Annotated in this window: 23 protein-coding genes; 3 read left to right on the top strand and 20 right to left on the bottom strand. The window is 43.4% G+C overall.

Annotation, left to right across the window (positions count from 1 at the left end; all coding sequences use genetic code 11):
- Position 1: 1 nt before the first annotated feature.
- The 9 genes from ftsL to AFK25_RS05130 all read right to left on the bottom strand — a co-directional run bounded on the left by ftsL (position 2) and on the right by AFK25_RS05130 (position 6566).
- Positions 2-358: a cell division protein FtsL gene (gene ftsL, locus AFK25_RS05170; protein WP_035065985.1), complete on the bottom strand. Its 357-nt coding sequence runs from the start codon at positions 356-358 to the stop codon at positions 2-4.
- Between the two features lie 18 nt (positions 359-376).
- Positions 377-1309, bottom strand: a complete 933-nt coding sequence (rsmH, locus tag AFK25_RS05165) for a 16S rRNA (cytosine(1402)-N(4))-methyltransferase RsmH (protein ID WP_035065988.1) — start codon at positions 1307-1309, stop codon at positions 377-379.
- A gap of 156 nt (positions 1310-1465) precedes the next feature.
- Entirely contained in the window at positions 1466-3076 is a 1611-nt protein-coding gene (bshC, locus tag AFK25_RS05160; protein ID WP_035065991.1) for a bacillithiol biosynthesis cysteine-adding enzyme BshC, read from the bottom strand.
- A gap of 19 nt (positions 3077-3095) precedes the next feature.
- A complete protein-coding gene (locus AFK25_RS05155) occupies positions 3096-3491 on the bottom strand; it encodes a DUF3397 domain-containing protein (RefSeq protein ID WP_035065995.1) in 396 nt (131 codons plus the stop codon).
- Positions 3488-4381, bottom strand: coding sequence for a 2-dehydropantoate 2-reductase (locus AFK25_RS05150; RefSeq protein ID WP_019418336.1), 894 nt, complete (start codon positions 4379-4381; stop codon positions 3488-3490). Before AFK25_RS05150 ends, AFK25_RS05155 begins: the two co-directional genes overlap by 4 nt.
- A gap of 67 nt (positions 4382-4448) precedes the next feature.
- The gene (locus tag AFK25_RS05145; protein ID WP_035065998.1) at positions 4449-4895 is read right to left on the bottom strand and encodes an RsfA family transcriptional regulator; all 447 of its coding nucleotides are present in this window, start codon (positions 4893-4895) and stop codon (positions 4449-4451) included.
- A gap of 60 nt (positions 4896-4955) precedes the next feature.
- On the bottom strand, positions 4956-5708 hold the full coding sequence (locus AFK25_RS05140) for an enoyl-CoA hydratase/isomerase family protein (RefSeq protein WP_035066045.1): 753 nt from the start codon (positions 5706-5708) through the stop codon (positions 4956-4958).
- Positions 5709-5813: 105 nt separating this feature from the next.
- Complete coding sequence (gene rpmF, locus AFK25_RS05135) at positions 5814-5987, bottom strand: 50S ribosomal protein L32 (protein ID WP_003395111.1); 174 nt, start codon at positions 5985-5987, stop codon at positions 5814-5816.
- A 63-nt stretch (positions 5988-6050) separates the two neighbouring features.
- Entirely contained in the window at positions 6051-6566 is a 516-nt protein-coding gene (locus tag AFK25_RS05130) for a YceD family protein (RefSeq protein WP_009373506.1), read from the bottom strand.
- Positions 6567-6707: 141 nt separating this feature from the next.
- Between AFK25_RS05130 and AFK25_RS05125 the strand changes: the two genes are divergently transcribed.
- Positions 6708-7913 carry a nucleotidyltransferase gene (locus AFK25_RS05125; RefSeq protein WP_035066001.1) on the top strand — a complete coding sequence of 402 codons (1206 nt, stop codon included), beginning with the start codon at positions 6708-6710 and terminating at the stop codon, positions 7911-7913.
- Here AFK25_RS05125 and AFK25_RS05120 read toward each other — a convergent pair.
- Positions 7905-8918 carry a SepM family pheromone-processing serine protease gene (locus tag AFK25_RS05120; protein ID WP_009373503.1) on the bottom strand — a complete coding sequence of 338 codons (1014 nt, stop codon included), beginning with the start codon at positions 8916-8918 and terminating at the stop codon, positions 7905-7907. The two genes, AFK25_RS05125 and AFK25_RS05120, sit on opposite strands and share 9 nt — an antisense overlap.
- Complete coding sequence (locus AFK25_RS05115) at positions 8915-9691, bottom strand: patatin-like phospholipase family protein (protein WP_026011799.1); 777 nt, start codon at positions 9689-9691, stop codon at positions 8915-8917. The genes AFK25_RS05120 and AFK25_RS05115 overlap by 4 nt, the downstream gene beginning before the upstream one ends.
- A 100-nt stretch (positions 9692-9791) precedes the next feature.
- Here AFK25_RS05115 and ylbJ point away from each other — a divergent pair, with 100 nt between their 5' ends.
- Positions 9792-10997: a sporulation integral membrane protein YlbJ gene (ylbJ, locus tag AFK25_RS05110; RefSeq protein ID WP_035066004.1), complete on the top strand. Its 1206-nt coding sequence runs from the start codon at positions 9792-9794 to the stop codon at positions 10995-10997.
- On the opposite strand, the gene coaD is transcribed toward ylbJ, so the two are convergent.
- The 3 genes from coaD to AFK25_RS05095 form a co-directional block, all read right to left on the bottom strand.
- Positions 10994-11491: a pantetheine-phosphate adenylyltransferase gene (coaD, locus tag AFK25_RS05105; protein ID WP_009373500.1), complete on the bottom strand. Its 498-nt coding sequence runs from the start codon at positions 11489-11491 to the stop codon at positions 10994-10996. The genes ylbJ and coaD overlap by 4 nt on opposite strands.
- 2 nt (positions 11492-11493) lie before the next feature.
- A complete protein-coding gene (gene rsmD / locus AFK25_RS05100) occupies positions 11494-12060 on the bottom strand; it encodes a 16S rRNA (guanine(966)-N(2))-methyltransferase RsmD (protein ID WP_019418331.1) in 567 nt (188 codons plus the stop codon).
- 268 nt (positions 12061-12328) lie between these two features.
- Positions 12329-13657 (bottom strand): hypothetical protein, encoded by a 1329-nt coding sequence (locus tag AFK25_RS05095; RefSeq protein ID WP_035066007.1) that lies wholly within the window; start codon positions 13655-13657, stop codon positions 12329-12331.
- 143 nt (positions 13658-13800) lie between these two features.
- On the opposite strand from AFK25_RS05095, the gene AFK25_RS05090 reads away from it, so the two are divergent.
- On the top strand, positions 13801-14190 hold the full coding sequence (locus tag AFK25_RS05090; protein ID WP_009373497.1) for a DUF7147 family protein: 390 nt from the start codon (positions 13801-13803) through the stop codon (positions 14188-14190).
- 85 nt (positions 14191-14275) lie between these two features.
- Here AFK25_RS05090 and AFK25_RS05085 read toward each other — a convergent pair whose 3' ends face one another.
- The 6 genes from AFK25_RS05085 to AFK25_RS05060 form a co-directional block, all read right to left on the bottom strand.
- Entirely contained in the window at positions 14276-14542 is a 267-nt protein-coding gene (locus AFK25_RS05085; RefSeq protein ID WP_009373496.1) for a YlbG family protein, read from the bottom strand.
- Positions 14543-14560: 18 nt separating this feature from the next.
- Complete coding sequence (locus AFK25_RS05080) at positions 14561-15010, bottom strand: YlbF/YmcA family competence regulator (protein ID WP_009373495.1); 450 nt, start codon at positions 15008-15010, stop codon at positions 14561-14563.
- Positions 15011-15081: 71 nt separating this feature from the next.
- Positions 15082-15450 carry a hypothetical protein gene (locus tag AFK25_RS05075; RefSeq protein ID WP_238148415.1) on the bottom strand — a complete coding sequence of 123 codons (369 nt, stop codon included), beginning with the start codon at positions 15448-15450 and terminating at the stop codon, positions 15082-15084.
- 32 nt (positions 15451-15482) lie between these two features.
- A complete protein-coding gene (locus AFK25_RS05070; protein ID WP_035066009.1) occupies positions 15483-15725 on the bottom strand; it encodes a YlbE-like family protein in 243 nt (80 codons plus the stop codon).
- An 11-nt stretch (positions 15726-15736) separates the two neighbouring features.
- Positions 15737-16063: a YlbD family protein gene (locus tag AFK25_RS05065; RefSeq protein ID WP_019418326.1), complete on the bottom strand. Its 327-nt coding sequence runs from the start codon at positions 16061-16063 to the stop codon at positions 15737-15739.
- A 64-nt stretch (positions 16064-16127) separates the two neighbouring features.
- Positions 16128-17138, bottom strand: coding sequence for a CAP domain-containing protein (locus tag AFK25_RS05060; RefSeq protein ID WP_035066012.1), 1011 nt, complete (start codon positions 17136-17138; stop codon positions 16128-16130).
- Positions 17139-17212: the final 74 nt, after the last annotated feature.

Genomic DNA, 17212 nt, shown 5'->3' with positions numbered 1-17212 from the left:
ATCAGTCCTGCACAACTTTTACGTTGTTTTCGTTTAATGTCAAACCAAGTTCTTTCGCTTTCGCTAAAATGCGCTCATACGTGCTTAACTCTTGCACTTGTGCGTATAAATCGCGGTTTTGTTTTTGTTGCTCTTGAATGTCCGCTTGCAACTGTTGCACTTCTTTATTGACATGATAAATCGTGAACTGGTTAGAGATAATCGTGACGCTACTATATAACGCAAAGGCAAGAAACGAAACAAACACGATTTTTTCCCCGAACGTCCAACGTATGTTTCGTTTTTTCTTCTTCTTCGGCTCGCGTTGCACATGTTGTTCGCGTTGTTGTACTTTTTGTTGTATACGAACAGCAGCCATCCTTTTTTCTCCTCCTTTTTACAGTTTTTCAGCGATGCGTAACTTCGCAGATCGTGCGCGATGATTATGTTGTAATTCTTCTTCTGACGGGACGATCGGTTTTTTTGTAATGATTTTTAATTTCGGCTTATATTCATCGGGAATGATTGGCAATCCCGGCGGCAAGTGCGGCGTTTCACTTGCTTGTTTAAACGCAACCTTACAAATGCGGTCTTCAAGCGAATGGAACGTAATGACGCTAATTCGCCCTCCGGGTTTAAGTAAGTCGATCGCTTGTTCAATCGCTTCTTCAAACGCGCGCAACTCGTCGTTGACCGCGATACGAATCGCTTGAAACACCCGTTTTGCCGGATGTCCTCCCGTTCGGCGCGCCGGGGCCGGAATGGCTTCTTTAATGATTTCGGCGAGCTCGGTCGTCGTTTCAATCGGCTTTTGCTTGCGCGTTTGCTCAATTTTACGAGCGATCGCTTTTGAAAACTTTTCTTCGCCATATTGGAAGAAAATTTTTACAAGCTGCTCATACGGCCATGTGTTCACGACATCATACGCCGTTAACGTTTGCTCGCGGTCCATGCGCATATCAAGCGGCGCTTCATGTTGATAACTAAATCCCCGCTCTGGCATATCTAACTGCGGAGATGATACGCCAAGATCAAACAAAATGCCATCTACTTCATGCACACCGTAAAGGGCTAGCTGTTGTTTCATATAGCGAAAGTTGCTTTTAATAATCGTAAACTGACCGCTATATCGTTCAAGTTTTTGTTGTGCATGACGGATCGCTACATCGTCTTGATCGAAGGCGAACAATCTTCCTTCTGGCGATAATTGCGATAATAAATATTCGCTATGTCCAGCTCCACCGAGCGTACAATCTACATATGTACCGTCTTTTTTAATATTTAATCCGTCAACCGTTTCTTTTAATAATACCGTTACATGATGAAACAACGATGTCACCTACCTCGATTCCACTTGCTTTATAAAAAATGAGTGCAATTGTATTGTACCATCATTTCACTAAATTCACTACTTACTTCCGAACAATTCTATTGTACATAAAAAAAATCCTGTGCGCGACAGGATTTTTTTTATCGACGAAAACAGTTAAATATATACAATTTTATGCATCCCATTCCAACGATAATCGACATGAAGAAGGCGGGAGGCAAAGTCTAGTCCATAGCGATTCATATAATAAATGATGTTCCAGACGCGCTCTTGTGGCATATTGTTCGGGCGAAGCGACAGTTCAATGCGCTCATATTTGCGCACGTGCACATCATGTTTTTGCAACATACGTCTTGTAATCAATTGTTGAAGATAATCGATTTGTGTCTCGATCCGTTCGGCATTTTTCAACATCACTCCCTCCAGATGAGGATCAATTTGCATGCCGAGTTGACGCAGTTGTTCATGAATGTTGGCCATTTGTTTTTTCGCTTCAGAAAATGTTTCATCAAATGATGCAGGTTGATTTGTGCGCACCCATGTGTCTAGCGCCTCCTTCGTTCCTTTTGTCAACGCCTCTTCTACCGTCATGCGCACATCCGCTAAATCGGCAGCAATATGGCGCTCAACAAGCGTGAAAGAAAGGCGCGGCACAATGGGCGGCATATGCCAATGAAAATGCTCAAACACACGTTTTAACTCTGCCCAATAAGCAATTTCGCCCGGACCAGCAATAAAAGCAAGCGTCGGAAATAGCCACTCTTGCATGAGCGGTCGTGTAACGACGTTGTTGCTAAACGATTGCGGTTCGCTTTCGATTCGTTGTCTTAATTCATCTGGCGTAAAGCGATATGCCCCATCTTTCGTGTAAAAATGTTGCTTGTCATCATCGTAATATAATAACCGCCGTTGACCGTCATCATAAAACAAATGAGCGCATAGCGGCGATACATCAATCGCCTGTGCATAGCCTAGTTGTGCAAGATGGCGTTGTTGGGTTTGAAGCGCGTTTGTAATCGCTTTATGTTCATCAGCAAGCGTCATAAACCATTGGCGCTCAATGGCCCGAAGCTGTGGATGAGCGGCATCAACAACGACGATCCCTTCTTTTGCAAACAACGTTAAAATGATAGCCGCAAAAAAGTCCGTCACCGTATCGGATTGCGCGATGCATTCATGTATGTATGCGCGCAATTCGTTTGTCACATCCGTTTCGCCATACGTTTTTAACACATCGTCAATCCAATGCTTCAACGCATCCGCATCGATATGAATATGAGCAGCCATTCGCTTTTCTTTCGCTAATGGCGGATATACATATTTTTTCACTTTTCCATGTTCAGCGATATGTACATAATTCATTTCTGCAATATCATGGTCTTCAGACGCCATCCAAAACATCGGCACGACAGGAACGCCAAGCTGTTGTTCTTGTTGTTTGGCTAATACGATAATCGAAATGATTTTATATATGGTATATAACGGTCCCGTTAAAAGCCCTGCTTGTTGTCCGCCGATGACAACGACACTTTCTGGCTGACGCAGTTTTTCAATGTTTGCGATCGTTTCTCGGCTAGCTCGAAACGTTTGGTGATATGTCAATAAATGGTCTACAATCGCTTCACGAGCGTACGTTCGTGTTTGCAATTCATGCAAACGTTGTTCAAATGAACAAGGGTGAAACGCTTCGCTTACAGGAAACTTCCCCTCGATATATTCCGTTGCTAAACGGTTTGTTGCTGGCAATGACAGCTCAATCACTTCCATTGTAAACTTCCTTTCCGATTCATGATGAAAATGCGATCATGACACGATGAATGATCCCATATATGAACAATCCAATATAAGCGGTTGTAAATAATAAAAATTGCATTTTCCAATACAATTTAAACGTACGTGGCAGCGATACATCGCCTGTTTTTTTCCAATATAAAACGAGCCCAATCATAAATGTAACAATAAAAAACACGAGCAGTTCAACGATATACGACCGTTGAAAAATCGCTTGCAATAAAATGTGAACAGCGAAAATAAAAAAAATGGTCGAGCCGTTCACCGCAAGATGAAACGCACGCTTTCCTTTCCGCTTAAACACGGTTTTTGCGAGCGTAAACATAAAAAAAAACGAAAAAAACGGCATCACAATCATGATCGCAACGAAAGAGGCGAGTATATCTTTCATCTCTCCTTCTCCCCCTCTAATTGTTTCCCTTTCACAAGCGCATATAAAAACGTGCTAATGGGCGCTGGGACGCATCGCTCGTTCGCTCGCTCGATCACATAACGTAAAATTGCGTCTAATTCCGTCTTTCGCCCCGATTCGATGTCACGCAACATTGACGAACGATTGGCGGCCGTTTGATGACAGATCGTTTCAATATGTTTCCAGATGCGTTCTCGTTGTTCGAGTTGGAAAACGGACGCCACTTCTTGAAACAACTGTTTCATCGCTTGTCGATACGGTTCATGTGTCACTAACATACCGTTTGGGACGCGCAATAAAGCGGTGAGCGGATTAATCGCTACGTTTACCATTAATTTTTCAAGCAACATCGCTTCCCAATCGTCAACATATTGAAACGGAAAGCGATTGTTTGTCAATGATAAAAACGAAAACGCTTCTTTTTCCCCTCGCCATACGCTCCATTTCGTTTGACCGACCCCGGTATGAGAAACGGTCGTATCATCGATTTTTAAGGCGCCATGTTCGACGACAGCGAGCGCAATATGATGATGCGGCACATGCGGCAAATACGACACATGTCCCATGCCGTTTTGTAAAAACATAATCGCGTTGGCTTGAAGCATATGTATGCGCGTCTGCAATATGTTTGCCAAATCGTATTGTTTCACTGCGATAAACAACATCTCTTCTTCAATTTCACGAACGAACGGTTCCGCATGTACGCGGTGCGTCGTCCGTTCGTTTCCGCATATGACCGTCAGCCCATGTGTGCATAGCTCTTTCGCTTGCTCATTTCGGCGTGTATAAATCGTGACGTCATGGTCGCCACAAAAATATGCCGCCGTCAACAATCCAATCGCTCCGCCCCCTACAATTCCGATGCGCACCGCACGTCCTCCTCTTTTCTTACTATGTTTTATTGTATAAAAAAAAGTAGCTGTCGTCTATCAGCTACTACACAGACAATTGGCGGGCGCGCTCTAAAATGTGCATGACGGCTTGATATTCTTGCTGCACCGCTTGCAGTTGTTTTTCAAGCGCTTCTTTTTCTTTTTGGAGCGTCCATACTTGCTCTCGCAATCGTTCGATTTCTTGTTGCCCTTCTCCGCGCTGTTGCAACGTTTGTAAAAAAGAAATGACATCTTGTAACGTCATATCGCGCTCGGGGGGGTGCGGCTCTTTTTTCTTTTTCCGCTGCTGTTTTGCAAGCTCTAGCTCCTGTTCATATTTTTTGCGCACGTACGCGTTCCAACGAAATCCGCAAGCCGCTGCCGTTCGCGATAGTTTTTTCCCTACTTCTTCAAACGCTCGTAATTGTGTGCCACCTTCTCTCACAAAAGATAACACCGTTTCAGCAAGCAACATATCTTCTTCTTCTGTCCACGCATCTTGACGCATCATTTCTATCCCTCCTCGCTGCATTTACTATATGCGTATGCAGCTAATAGAGAAGATAGAAGATTATTTGTTTCGTTTTGCTAAAAATGATTGCACCGCTCGATCGTGCTCTTCGCTTTCCCATAAATACGCACATCGTTCAATTTCAGCGAAAAAGCGTTGGCGAAACTCCTCTGTTTTCCAACGTCCGATCGCCGCTTCTTTATAGGCGCGCAATACCGCAGTCGGTTTATTCGTATAACAACTTAATTGTTTTTCGCATCGTTCACGCAACGAGTCAGAGAAAATGCGGTGAACGAAACCGATGCGCTCCGCCTCCTCAGCTGTGATCGTTTGCGCGTGTAACAATAAATCGAGCGCTTTGTCATACGCCATTTTTTCAAATAACATCGCTGCGCCGCCCCAACCTGTTGTAATGGCTAAATTCGCTTGGACAAATCCTAGGCGTGCACCAGCACGGGCGAAGCGAAAATCACACGCTGTCGCCAATTCACAACCTCCGCCGATCGCTGTACCGTTTATGAGCGCAACGGTTGGCTTCGATAACGTCAATAAACGATATAAAATGTTTCCCATTTTCCATAGCATCGCATGCGCTTCCTCTTTTGTCGTCAGCTGATGAAATACTTGTAAGTCGCCACCAGCACAAAATGCCTCTTCCCCTTCGCCAGTAATGACGAGCACTTTCGCTTCATCATCTAATTCAACAAGCTGAAGTGCCTGTTCAAGTTCATCCATGACCGCATAATCAATTGCATTTCGTCTTGTCGGACGACAAATAGTAAACCAAACAATCCCATGTTGTTTTTCAATCATCATCTCTCTCCCCTTTATTGCATGTACGTCATGTTTATTCGCTTTTTTATGCTGTTTTCCTTTTAAAAATAAGAAAAGCGCAAGGGAACGACCCTTACGCTTCTCTTATTTGTTTACAACGTCTTTTCCTTTGTATGTTCCACAAACTTTACATACGCGATGAGCAAGTTTCATTTCACCGCAGTTTGGGCATTCTACCATACCAGGTACGCGCAATTTGAAGTGCGTACGACGTAGTCTCTTTTTCATTTTCGATGTTCTTCTAAAAGGTACTGCCATCATTTCCACCTCCTTAAAGAGATTTAGGCGAATATGGAGGCCGGTGTAGTTCCGGATCTTCCCTTAAGATTCATTTTTGTTTTCGAAAAACTTTGCTAGCTTCGCAAGGCGCGGATCGATTTTATTTTCATACTCTTCTTCTGAAAGGACCGTCCAATCTTTTCCTGATTGCGGAACGGCATCGGGATGATCCGGCTGCTCGCTAAACACTTGCATTGGAATTTCAAGAAGAATAAGTTCTTTGACGATCGGCATTAAGTCGATCGCTTCTCCTTGAACAATGTGCGACTCTTCATCTGTTGCGTCATAATCGTTTAGAAAAAACGTTTCTGTGCTTTCGATCGCGAATGGATACGATACGTCCACAAGCGTACGAGAACAAGGAAGCTTCATCGTTCCCTCAATCGTTAAGTGGAACGTAAATTTTTTCGCGCTTATATCTGCCCGTCCAGAAATATGAACAGGAGAAATGTCGCGAATGGAAGCGTCCACTTCTTTTAGCTCGGACACATCGGCCATTTCGTCAATCGTCAGCCCTTTATGCTGCAACTGATGAAGTTGATGAATAGACCATCTCAATGATAATCACCTCAAGACAACAAAGAAAATTATACGTTTGAACACCCGTTTTGTCAATATTTTTTCTTTACACTACTTCCATTATAATCGACTTATACTCACTGTATCACGTTTTAAACAAAAAAGAAAGGTGGACGACAAATGAAAGCGGTCGGCATCGTGGTCGAATACAATCCGTTTCATAACGGGCATTTATATCATGTGCAACAAACGCGAAAAAAAACGAAGGCGGATTGCATCATCGCTGTCATGAGCAGCTCATTTACGCAACGCGGGGAACCTGCCATCGTGCCAAAATGGGAACGGGCTCGCATGGCGCTTGCAGGCGGTGTCGATCTCGTCGTCGAACTTCCTTATCCGTTTGCGGTACAAACGGCCGAATGGTTCGCCCATGGCGCCATTTCGATTCTTGATGCTCTTTTTTGTGAACAATTATGTTTCGGAAGCGAACACGGAAACATCGATGCATTTATCGAAATCGCTCAATTGCTGATAAATGAAAAAGAGCAACATGACGAAAAAGTGAAACATTATATGAAACAAGGGATGAGCTATGCGAAAGCATACGCGTTAGCGCTGAATGATATCGGTCACGATATACTTGATATGTCGCAACCAAACAACATTTTAGGACTGCATTACGTCAAAGCGATCATTGAGCAACAAAGCAAAATGATACCGGAGACGATTCAACGAACGGTTGCCCATTATCACGATCAGACGCTCCCTGCAAATGAAAGCATCGCGAGTGCCACGAGCATTCGCCGTTTTTTACAGTCCGGTCATGACGATGTCGTACGCTACGTTCCTAAAACGACATACGAAACGTTACAAACGTATCGACATACATATACGACATGGCACGATTGGGAAACATATTTTCCGCTTTTAAAATATCGTTTATTGACGATGGAACGAGAGGATATTCGTCACATCGCCGAAGTCGAAGAAGGAATTGAACATCGGTTGCAAAAGGCGATTACACATGCGACATCGTTTCACGGTTTTCTTTCGGCGATCAAAACGAAACGATATACGTGGACGCGATTGCAACGCATATGTACGCACATATTGACGAACGTCACGAAAAAAGAAATGGCGCAAGCGCATAAAAATAAAAAAGCGACATACATTCGCCTGCTAGCAATGAATGAAATCGGGAGAGCGTATGTGCGAAAAGTGAAAAAACAAACAACATTGCCGATCGTGACAAACGTGAAACATATATATGACGATCCTGTATATCATATCGAAAAAAAAGCGGCGCAAGCATATATGTGTATATTGCCTGAGCCGCTTCGAACGGAAGCGTTGCAACGTGAATACGCCACACCTCCGTTACGATAACTTTCGCAAAAATTGAACGGCATCATCGAACGTATCGACAGGGACAATTTTCATCTTTGTTCCGATGTCTTTTGCCGTTTTCACCGCTTCTTTATAGTTTGAACGTTTCGCTCCGCGTTCGTTCGGAGCGAAAAAAATGTCCGCACCTGCTTTATGGGCTGCAATCACCTTTTGAGAAATGCCGCCGATCGGTCCGACTTCTCCGTCAATGTTAATCGTTCCGGTCCCAGCAATCCGATATCCTTTTGTTAAATCTTCTGGAATGAGTTGGTTGTACACTTCGAGCGCAAACATAAGCCCAGCTGACGGTCCACCAATTTGATCCGATTCAATGCGAACAGGTGGATCTGTGACAATATCGCGATCAGTCATGACGGAAAGCCCCAGGCCGACGCGGTTTTTTTCTTTCGGAAACGGCGCCAGCGCAAATGTCGCCGTTTTTTCTTTTCCCGCTCGCTTATATGTGACACGAACGCGATCTCCTTTTTTCTTTCTGCTTACGTATTCAATAAACGCATCTGCTTCTTCAATTCGTTGTCCGTCAATGGCCACTAATTGATCGCCGCTTTTCAAGACGTTTGCCGCAGGCATGCCGTCAACGACGTAAAGCACATACACCCCTTTATTTCGATACGAAAACGGTCGATTTGCTTTTTTATACGCGACAGCAATCGCCGTTTCTTTTGAATTTTCCATCATTTTCAATTGACGGTGCGTATATTCTTCATCGTTTTCTCCTTCTTGACGCACTTCATCCATCCGATATAGTTCGTTATATTTACTCATGTGCGCAAGCGCAAATGAAAAAAGATTCGCCTGCCCCATTCGAACGGTCGTTAACATAAATTTTCCTTTTTCTTTATAGCCTCCTTCGACTTCAACGAGCGGACGCAACGGTTCAGCCGTTCCGGGCATCGTGACGTAATACGGCAAGTGGAAAAACGTAGCAAAAACGAATAGTAGTGCGATCATGATTGTCGTTGCAATATAGCGTTTTTTCTTCATTGTTCAAACCCCTTCTCTGCAAGCAGTTGACGAATGGCTGGAAGCTGTTGCCGCGCCGCTTCTTCACCGATTTGAATCATTTCTTTCGCATGGGTAAATGCATACGAACTATAACGTTCTAGCTGCGGACGAATGACGACATCCGCTTGGGCGATGCGATGAGAAGCGAGCTCAGCTTGAATAATATCTAAACTTTGTAAAATGACATCGAAAATAGATGAAATCGTATCGTTCTTTTTAACGGAAGCGACATCGACAGCGATGACAACGTCAGCACCCATCTCCCGAACGACAGCAGCTGGCACGCGATCGATCACCCCGCCATCGACAAGCAACCGTCCATTCCATCGCTCTGGTACAAAAATGCCGGGAATCGAAATGCTTGCCCGCACCGCATCGGCTATTTTTCCTTCGCGGAACACAACTTTTTCTCCTTTTTGTAAATCGGTTGCGACAATCGCTAACGGAATGCGAGTATGTTCGATTCGCATTTGTTTTGTCATGACAGCGATGAACTGCTTAATATGCGCCCCCGAAATTAACCCCATTTTCGGCACTGTCCAATCAATATAATCGTTGCGTCGAAACGCTGTCGCTAGCCGATATAATCGTTCCGTTGACATCCCCGATGCATATAACGCTCCAACGAGGGCGCCCATGCTGCTTCCTGCGATCATATGAATCGGGATATTTTCTTCTTCTAACACTTTAATGACACCCGCATGCGCAAAGCCGCGCGCCCCGCCGGAGCCTAAGGCTAACCCGATTTTCATTCATGTTCCCCCTTCCCTGTTCAATACTATGGTCTAAAATGTCCACATATACTCGTATATTAAAACGAGCACGATCGGCGAATGAGGAGGCCAACGAACGATGAAAGAAAAATGGAAAACGTTGATGCTATCATCTATAATTGTTTGTTTATGTATCGCATTGCTCCGCTATCCACAACAGTCGTTTGAAGCAGCAGTGCGCGGATTGCATATGTGGTGGGATGTCGTCTTTCCTTCCCTTCTCCCTTTTTTTATTGTATCAGAAATTTTAATTGGATTTGGTGTCGTTCATTTTCTCGGTGTATTGCTTGAGCCATTGATGCGTCCGCTTTTTAAAGTGCCAGGCATCGGCGGGTTCGTTTGGGCGATGGGGATGGCTTCCGGCTACCCTGCTGGCGCGAAGCTGACCGCACGGTTAAGACAGCAACAACAACTTTCTGCCATTGAAGCAGAACGGCTCGTTTCGTTTACAAACTCGTCTAATCCGCTCTTTATTTTTGGCGCGATTTCGGTCGGTTTTTTTCATAATCCGAACATCGGTATCGTTCTTGCCTTATCTCATTATCTTGGCAACATTTGCGTCGGATTCATTATGCGCTTTCACGGAAAAGAGGAAGAATATGTTGTTCAAAAACAAAAAAAAGGCATTTTCCGTCAAGCGTTCCGCGCGATGCATAAAACTCGCTTAAAAAATAACCAAGCGATCGGAAAGCTGCTCGGAGATGCCGTCCGCTCCTCGATTCAAACGCTTTTTATGATCGGCGGGTTTATTATTTTGTTTTCTGTTCTCAATCGATTGCTTTATGTGACAAATATAACCGACATGCTTGCACATGTTGTACAATACGTGCTAGCCATTTTTCATTTGCCGCGCGAATTAAGTGTTCCGCTCATCGCAGGGGTGTTTGAAATTACGCTCGGCAGCCAAATGGCGAGCGAAGCAACAAATGCGACATTGTTGCAAAAAGTGGTCGTCACAAGCTTTATTCTCGCTTTTGGCGGTTTTTCGGTACAAGCACAAGTGGCGAGCATTTTAGCGGAAGCGAATATTCGCTTTCAACCGTTTTTCATCGCTCGCATATTTCACGGACTATTTGCCGCTTGTTTTGCTTCAATTCTTTGGAAACCGCTATACGTTCAGCCGCTTGAATCGGTAGAAACGTTACCGGTATGGCTTCCGAAAGCAACGATCGATTGGCCTGTATTATACATACATTGGATCGAACAATACGGCTTTATGATCACTGCAACAGCCTGTTTGTTATATGTCGCCATCGCTTTTCGACGTGAAAAACCACCTGCTTAAAGGTGGTTTTTTGCATCAGAAAACTTTTTCCGAAGCGCTTCTTCCACAACTTTTGGCACGAGTTCGGAAATGTTGCCGTTATATTTCGCCACTTCTTTTACGATGCTTGAACTTAAAAAAGAGTATTGGTTGTTCGTCATCATAAAAAACGTTTCAATTTGTTCGTTTAATATGCGGTTCATCGATGTGATTTGCATTTCGTATTCAAAATCGGAGACGGCGCGCAATCCGCGCAAAATCGCGCTCGCCTGTTTACTTTTCGCATAGTCGACAAGCAGTCCTTGATAAGAGTCGACAACGACGTTATGTAAATCTTTCGTCACTTCTTCTAGCAATTGCACTCGCTCTTCTGTTGAAAATAATGGTTTTTTCGATGAATTGTTTAATACGACAACATATACTTTGTCAAACACTTTTGCCCCGCGGCGAATAATATCTAAATGCCCGTACGTAACAGGGTCAAAACTCCCTGGGCATACTGCGATGCTTGCCATATTTATTCCCCTTCCTCATCGACATAGGCGTAAATCGATACAGCGGTGATGCCATACGTTTCATGTTTTACTTGCGTTAAGCGGCCAATTTGTTTGGCAAGCTGTCCTTCCGCTCCGTGCTCAGCGACAACAAAGCCGTCTTTTTGTAACAGTTGATGACTATCGATGATCCCAATAAGCGCTTCAAGCTGCTTATTTTTATAAGGGGGATCAAGAAAAATGAGGCGAAACGTCAAGCCTCGTTTGATGATTGCTTTTAATGCTCGTTCCGCATCGTTGCGATAAATTTCCGCTTGATCTGTTAGGCGACAAGCGGTGACGTTCTTTTTTATCGTTTGAACGGCTTTCGGGTCATGGTCAACGAAAATGACGCGATCTAAACCGCGGCTGAGCGCTTCAATACCGAGTCCACCGCTTCCACCAAATAAATCGAGCCCGAGTCCTCCTGAAAAATACGGACCAATCATATTAAAGATCGCTTCTTTTACTTTATCTGTCGTCGGACGCGTCGTCATCCCCGGAACAGCTTGAAGCGGTTTGCCTTTGCATTTCCCTGATATAACCCGCATCATCTTTCACCTCGCTTTTATAGTCAGAACATAACGAAACAAAGAAAGAAGTGAGAAAAAAATGACAATCATGTATACAATGCAAAACAATGGTTATACTCATAGTAACAACATCGTTAATGATGTTGTTGCCAACCACGGAGAAGACTTACGTTCCCCATAAGTTCTTCCTCCGGTTTCTCCTCTCCCTTTTTTCCTTCTCTTTTTCGGCTTGTCCGAAAAAGAATGGAAGGGCCCCTGCGGCATATGCCACAGGGCATTTTTTATATTATTGCCCAACGACGTGTATTTCTTCGCTCGTTTCACTAATGTAGACGGAAAACCATTTTGGAAATTCAGTTCGCTCCATGTATAACGTTCCGTCCCACTGTTGAACGACCGTTTTCGTGCCGTTAATAAAAAAGCGCCAACGTGCCCCATCTTTTTCAATAAATACAGCTTCTCCTGAACGTTGAACCGTATAGCCAAGCGCGCGCATAATCGGAACGAATGGAAACAGTTGCTGACCATCTTTTAATAATACATGAGCTGTCGGCAATTTCACGTCATTGACGACGAGCATTTTTCGTTCCGTAAATGTCATGTACGATTGTTCGCGTTGAAAAAATGTCGTATTTCCCCCATATGCCTTGCCTAACCATTCATCTAGCTTTTTCATCGTCAACGATTGACCGCCACTTGTTTGAACGAGCGTCCAAAACGTTTGTTGTTCTTCTTTCGTTAACGTTTGTTTCAATTGTTGCAACGCACGTTTTGCTTTTGTTGTGACCGGTTCGGTTTTCGTCATATACGAAACGAAGAAATCCCATATCCAATCGGGGACAACGCTATTTGGAAAGCGCTGTTCTAACTGCACGCGAACGTAAGCGCGCTGCACGTCGGAAAACGAAGACGTATCCGGTATAATGACGAACGTCGGCGTCATGTACTGAAGACGAAATGGGGTGACGACAAGCGTCTGCACGCCGTTTTGCCTCCAAAATAATCGCTCAGCATCGTTTAATGGCTTTGTTGTATAGATGCTAAAATCTTCATCAAACGATGTGCGTAGCGGCTTCGTTTGAAAATAGAGAGGAACGGTTTGTCCCCCTTTTTTCTCCCACATAAAAAACGAAAAAGACGGTTTATATACGTAGCCAATGAGCTTTCCGTCCGCCGCCCATATGCCTTTCGGATGAACGACATCGGTGAGCGATACATTCATTTGTTGCTGTTGTGTCGTATGAAAGCGAATGAGCCATTCTTTCATGAAAAGCGGCTCTTTTTGCGCAACCGTCACGCGATAAGTGAGGGAAAGCGTGCCCGTATGTGGCACATTAACGATCATTTTTCCGTTTTTTTGTTTCACGCATTGTTTTTGTTTTACACACGAAACATCTTTCACTTCTTTTGGGACCGTTACTTCGTATGTGTTCGTGACAGCCCCACGTATATGATGAACGACTTCAATCGTTTTTCCGGTAAACTTCGCTTCAATGTCATGCTGGAGCACCGATTGCTTTGTCGCTTCCGTATGATATTCATCCCATTGATAATATAAAGCTCCTGCGCTAACTCCAAGGAAAAGGAAGGTCGAAATGAAAGCTATTCTCCACATACAATTGCTCCTTCATTAGCAGTTTATATTATAACAATAGCAAAATTTCATTCCGTTGTCATACACCGTTTTCACTAATTGTCGAAAAAAGTTGAACGTGATAAAGTAATGATGGAATACATATAAAGTGAGGGAATGAACAGATGATTCAACGTTTTATTGAACTAGGAGAAGGATATTCTGATATTTATGAGCTCATCGAAATCGCGAAATCAAACCGTCACCGCTTATCTGGTTTGTTTGCATTTCATACGATGAAAGACGGTAAAGCGCTCACATCGTTCGTCGTTGTGCTTCATCCGACGGATCCGGGTGATTTTCAACCGTTATACATTTGCCGGGAAGGCATTCCACATCCGTCTGTGAAAGTGACAAAACGATATGAGTTGTTCCTCGATTTAGCGAAAGAATTAAATCAAGAAATTATTCATTTAGATGTAAAACCGTCAACTTTTTTTGCCGACTTACAATTGTACTATCAACATTTAATCGGCATTATGCGCATGAATCGGTTCATTCCGCCTCTACAATAAGAAAAGCGCAAAGCGCCCCAAATGTGAAATTTTATACTTTCTTATCTTGTAAAAAAGCAAAAGGATGTCACGCGTGGACATCCTTTTATATTCCGTATTCATATTCTTTTTCTTTATCTGCTTTCGATTCGAATTCGACTTTAACATACGGGCGGTAAGACGGCTCCACTCGCTTTACAAACGGTAAAGAAGCGAGTTTTTTCATCACGCCTTCCGCTTCGTCCATATTGCAATATAAAACAGCATATTTTAATCGTTTCGATACGTAATGAACGTTTCCGTATTTTCGTAATTGTTTGCTATGTTTTAACGAATAAAGCCAAACGATAATGCCTTGACGCATTGGAAACATGCGCCCATCCCCCCTTTTTCATTTCGTCCGACAGCCGCACGCTCCGCCAGATCCACATCCTCCACCGCAAGATAAAGAATCAAAATACGGATTTCCGGTCGGCACTTTAATGTTTTCAGATACCGCCCGACCGATCATCGTGCTAATTTCATCTAAAAGCGACTGCATCTCTTTTTCCGCTCGTTTAAACGCGGCAATCGGACCGTATAAATCCAATTCACGCTTTGCCTCGCGCACTTGTTTTGTCACTTCTTTGTAGTCAGGATGATATTTCCCAAAGCGCTGCACGTCTTCGTATCGTTCTTTTAACTGAACGAAACGATGAATGAGCTGCTGCGCTTTCTCATCTTGTTGCATATGATAAAAACAGCGACGATATTCCTCCGCCACGTCTGATTCGACAATCATTTTGCCAAGTTGTTCAGCAACATCTAACAACTGCAATCGTTCGATCGTTGCTACAAGCACGAGCAACACCTCCACAACCGTATCATAACACGATTTTCTCCACAAAACAAATAAGTCTGGTCGCCCCAGACTTATGGAATCGTTACCGTAAATTCGTGCGAAACGTGATACTTACTTGCATCATTATGCACAAGTTCTAGTCGAATCGTATGTTTCCCCATCGGCAAACCACGAATAACGAACGCCGCCGTTGTCGTTTCGCTCACCCTTTTGCCATTCACATAAATGTGAATGCGTCCTTGTCCGCTTTTTTTCGGATGCGTTCCTTTTGTAAACGTAAATTGATCAACGATACATTCAACAAATACGTTATTCCCTTTGACATGATGTTTGACAAATAACGTTTGCTTTTGTTCAGCAAAAGCGGTATCATGATCGTTCATATACGTGAAAAACAATAACGCCATACATAAAAAAAAGAAGCGCAACACGTTCACCATCCTTTCGTAGTGATAGTGTTTGCGTTTCTCGTTTAATTATGAGTGTCCTTCATCAGTTTCATCATCGCCATCATCATTTTTGCCATTTCAATCGTTTGGACGACCTGTTCGACTTTATGTGGAAACGTTTGTTTATAATATTGTCTTGCCTCTTTTTCCATTTCTTTTATATCCATCGGTCGTCTCGTTAACCTTCGATACCATGACGGCTGTTCACGCAAAAATTGATGAATCTTCGGCTTAGCGACAATATATTCGTATACGTCTTTTCTCATTCGTGATCTCCTTAATCTTTTCGAAACGAAAACGGGTCTTTTTTTGTATGTTGCATTTGACGGACGACTTCTTGAATGGACGCGATTGCTTGTTGAACGTTTGTAATGTGCGTTTGAAGTTCATTCACGTCAAGATGTTTTAAATAGCTCGCTAACTTTTGGACGAGATCTCCTTGTTCATTTTTTTCGGTAGACCGATACTCATCCCACATGTCATCGTCCTCGCCGAATACGTACCAATCGTTATATAGCTCTTTCCACGTTTTTTTTCCTTGGCGCACCTCCTCAATGAGTTTTGGATGTTTTTTTACAAATTGTTTAAATTGTTCAATAGACATATCGGCCGCTCCTTTCTTGTTTTGTGCCTATCATATATTACGACCGAATGGCCAATGGGTGCGCCTATTTTGGTGGAGAAAAAGGACGAATAAAGTTTTGTGTATAATGCCGCTTATATACACCTACCCCTAAATGCGTCAATTCTTCATTTAACAACGTTTGGCGATGACTTCGGCTATTTAACCATGCTTCAACAACAGCAGGTGCATCAATATATTCTGCCGCAATATTTTCCCCAGCGACTTCAAATGGAATGTTTGCTTTTATGAGCCGTTGTTGTAAATCGCCGGTTGTTGGCGATTCGTGCGCAAAAAATTTGTTCTCCGCCATATCTTTACTATGTTCATATGCCACTTTTACCACACGGTCATCCCATGTCAATGGAGGAACACCATGGCGTGCGCGCATCACATTCGTTATATCAAAAATTTGATTCGCATTCGCTTGTTCCACTTGTTTTTCCATCGTTTCATCAAGTGTGACTTCCGGTAGCGGTCCACGATACTCCAATTCGTACGGGCGAAGCTTCACTAACGTCTCGCCATCGATCCATCGAATGCTTGATAAGTTGCCGGTAAAACGGTCAATATATAACTGTACATATGCATCGCCAAACGAAAGAAGCGGTTGAATCATTAAATCTTCTTCAGTGAGTTGGAAGCGATACACCCCATCGTCAAGTTGCACATGAATCGTATCGTGAAGCGGCATCGTTTGCAATAAGTCGTTAATGGAGCGATTTAATTGAAATGGAGCGACGTTTACTTCAGGTCCGCACGCATAAATGGTGACGACTCGTCCATCAAGTATACCGATTTGCATATACGTTTTCGGGTCGTTATACACCCACCAGACGTAACCGTAAGCAGACGGATCGATACGCGCAGGTTGTCCGAACGTTCGTTTCACTTCTTCTTCTGTTTTTCCAATCCATGTACCGAGCCCTTCTGAAACGATTTTTTCGCTCGCTTGTTCACTCATGATCGACGTATCGTTTAATGGGGCTTGTTCGTTTGTTGGTGAAAAATAAAAAATGATCATAAAAATAAATATAAGGGCCACTATCCAACGCATGCATCATTCTCCCTCAATCGTTGTATATACTTCCATTATATACAGCTTGCCTATGTCGCAACACTAAAAAATAA

The organism is Anoxybacillus gonensis (assembly GCF_001187595.1).
In the GTDB taxonomy this organism is placed as follows: Bacteria; Bacillota; Bacilli; order Bacillales; family Anoxybacillaceae; genus Anoxybacillus; species Anoxybacillus gonensis.
The sequence above is the reverse complement of the archived record's forward strand: the minus strand, read 5'-3'. Positions and strand labels throughout refer to the sequence as shown.

What these genes read in the sequence shown, in the direction of transcription:
- ftsL (WP_035065985.1), bottom strand. Translation starts at nt 358, where the DNA reads ATGGCTGCTGTTCGTATACAACAAAAAGTACAACAACGCGAACAACAT.
- bshC (WP_035065991.1), bottom strand. Translation starts at nt 3,076, where the DNA reads ATGGAAGTGATTGAGCTGTCATTGCCAGCAACAAACCGTTTAGCAACG.
- AFK25_RS05155 (WP_035065995.1), bottom strand. Translation starts at nt 3,491, where the DNA reads ATGAAAGATATACTCGCCTCTTTCGTTGCGATCATGATTGTGATGCCG.
- AFK25_RS05145 (WP_035065998.1), bottom strand. Translation starts at nt 4,895, where the DNA reads ATGATGCGTCAAGATGCGTGGACAGAAGAAGAAGATATGTTGCTTGCT.
- AFK25_RS05140 (WP_035066045.1), bottom strand. Translation starts at nt 5,708, where the DNA reads ATGATTGAAAAACAACATGGGATTGTTTGGTTTACTATTTGTCGTCCG.
- rpmF (WP_003395111.1), bottom strand. Translation starts at nt 5,987, where the DNA reads ATGGCAGTACCTTTTAGAAGAACATCGAAAATGAAAAAGAGACTACGT.
- AFK25_RS05125 (WP_035066001.1), top strand. Translation starts at nt 6,708, where the DNA reads ATGAAAGCGGTCGGCATCGTGGTCGAATACAATCCGTTTCATAACGGG.
- AFK25_RS05120 (WP_009373503.1), bottom strand. Translation starts at nt 8,918, where the DNA reads ATGAAGAAAAAACGCTATATTGCAACGACAATCATGATCGCACTACTA.
- AFK25_RS05115 (WP_026011799.1), bottom strand. Translation starts at nt 9,691, where the DNA reads ATGAAAATCGGGTTAGCCTTAGGCTCCGGCGGGGCGCGCGGCTTTGCG.
- ylbJ (WP_035066004.1), top strand. Translation starts at nt 9,792, where the DNA reads ATGAAAGAAAAATGGAAAACGTTGATGCTATCATCTATAATTGTTTGT.
- coaD (WP_009373500.1), bottom strand. Translation starts at nt 11,491, where the DNA reads ATGGCAAGCATCGCAGTATGCCCAGGGAGTTTTGACCCTGTTACGTAC.
- rsmD (WP_019418331.1), bottom strand. Translation starts at nt 12,060, where the DNA reads ATGCGGGTTATATCAGGGAAATGCAAAGGCAAACCGCTTCAAGCTGTT.
- AFK25_RS05095 (WP_035066007.1), bottom strand. Translation starts at nt 13,657, where the DNA reads ATGTGGAGAATAGCTTTCATTTCGACCTTCCTTTTCCTTGGAGTTAGC.
- AFK25_RS05090 (WP_009373497.1), top strand. Translation starts at nt 13,801, where the DNA reads ATGATTCAACGTTTTATTGAACTAGGAGAAGGATATTCTGATATTTAT.
- AFK25_RS05085 (WP_009373496.1), bottom strand. Translation starts at nt 14,542, where the DNA reads ATGTTTCCAATGCGTCAAGGCATTATCGTTTGGCTTTATTCGTTAAAA.
- AFK25_RS05075 (WP_238148415.1), bottom strand. Translation starts at nt 15,450, where the DNA reads ATGGTGAACGTGTTGCGCTTCTTTTTTTTATGTATGGCGTTATTGTTT.
- AFK25_RS05070 (WP_035066009.1), bottom strand. Translation starts at nt 15,725, where the DNA reads ATGAGAAAAGACGTATACGAATATATTGTCGCTAAGCCGAAGATTCAT.
- AFK25_RS05065 (WP_019418326.1), bottom strand. Translation starts at nt 16,063, where the DNA reads ATGTCTATTGAACAATTTAAACAATTTGTAAAAAAACATCCAAAACTC.
- AFK25_RS05060 (WP_035066012.1), bottom strand. Translation starts at nt 17,138, where the DNA reads ATGCGTTGGATAGTGGCCCTTATATTTATTTTTATGATCATTTTTTAT.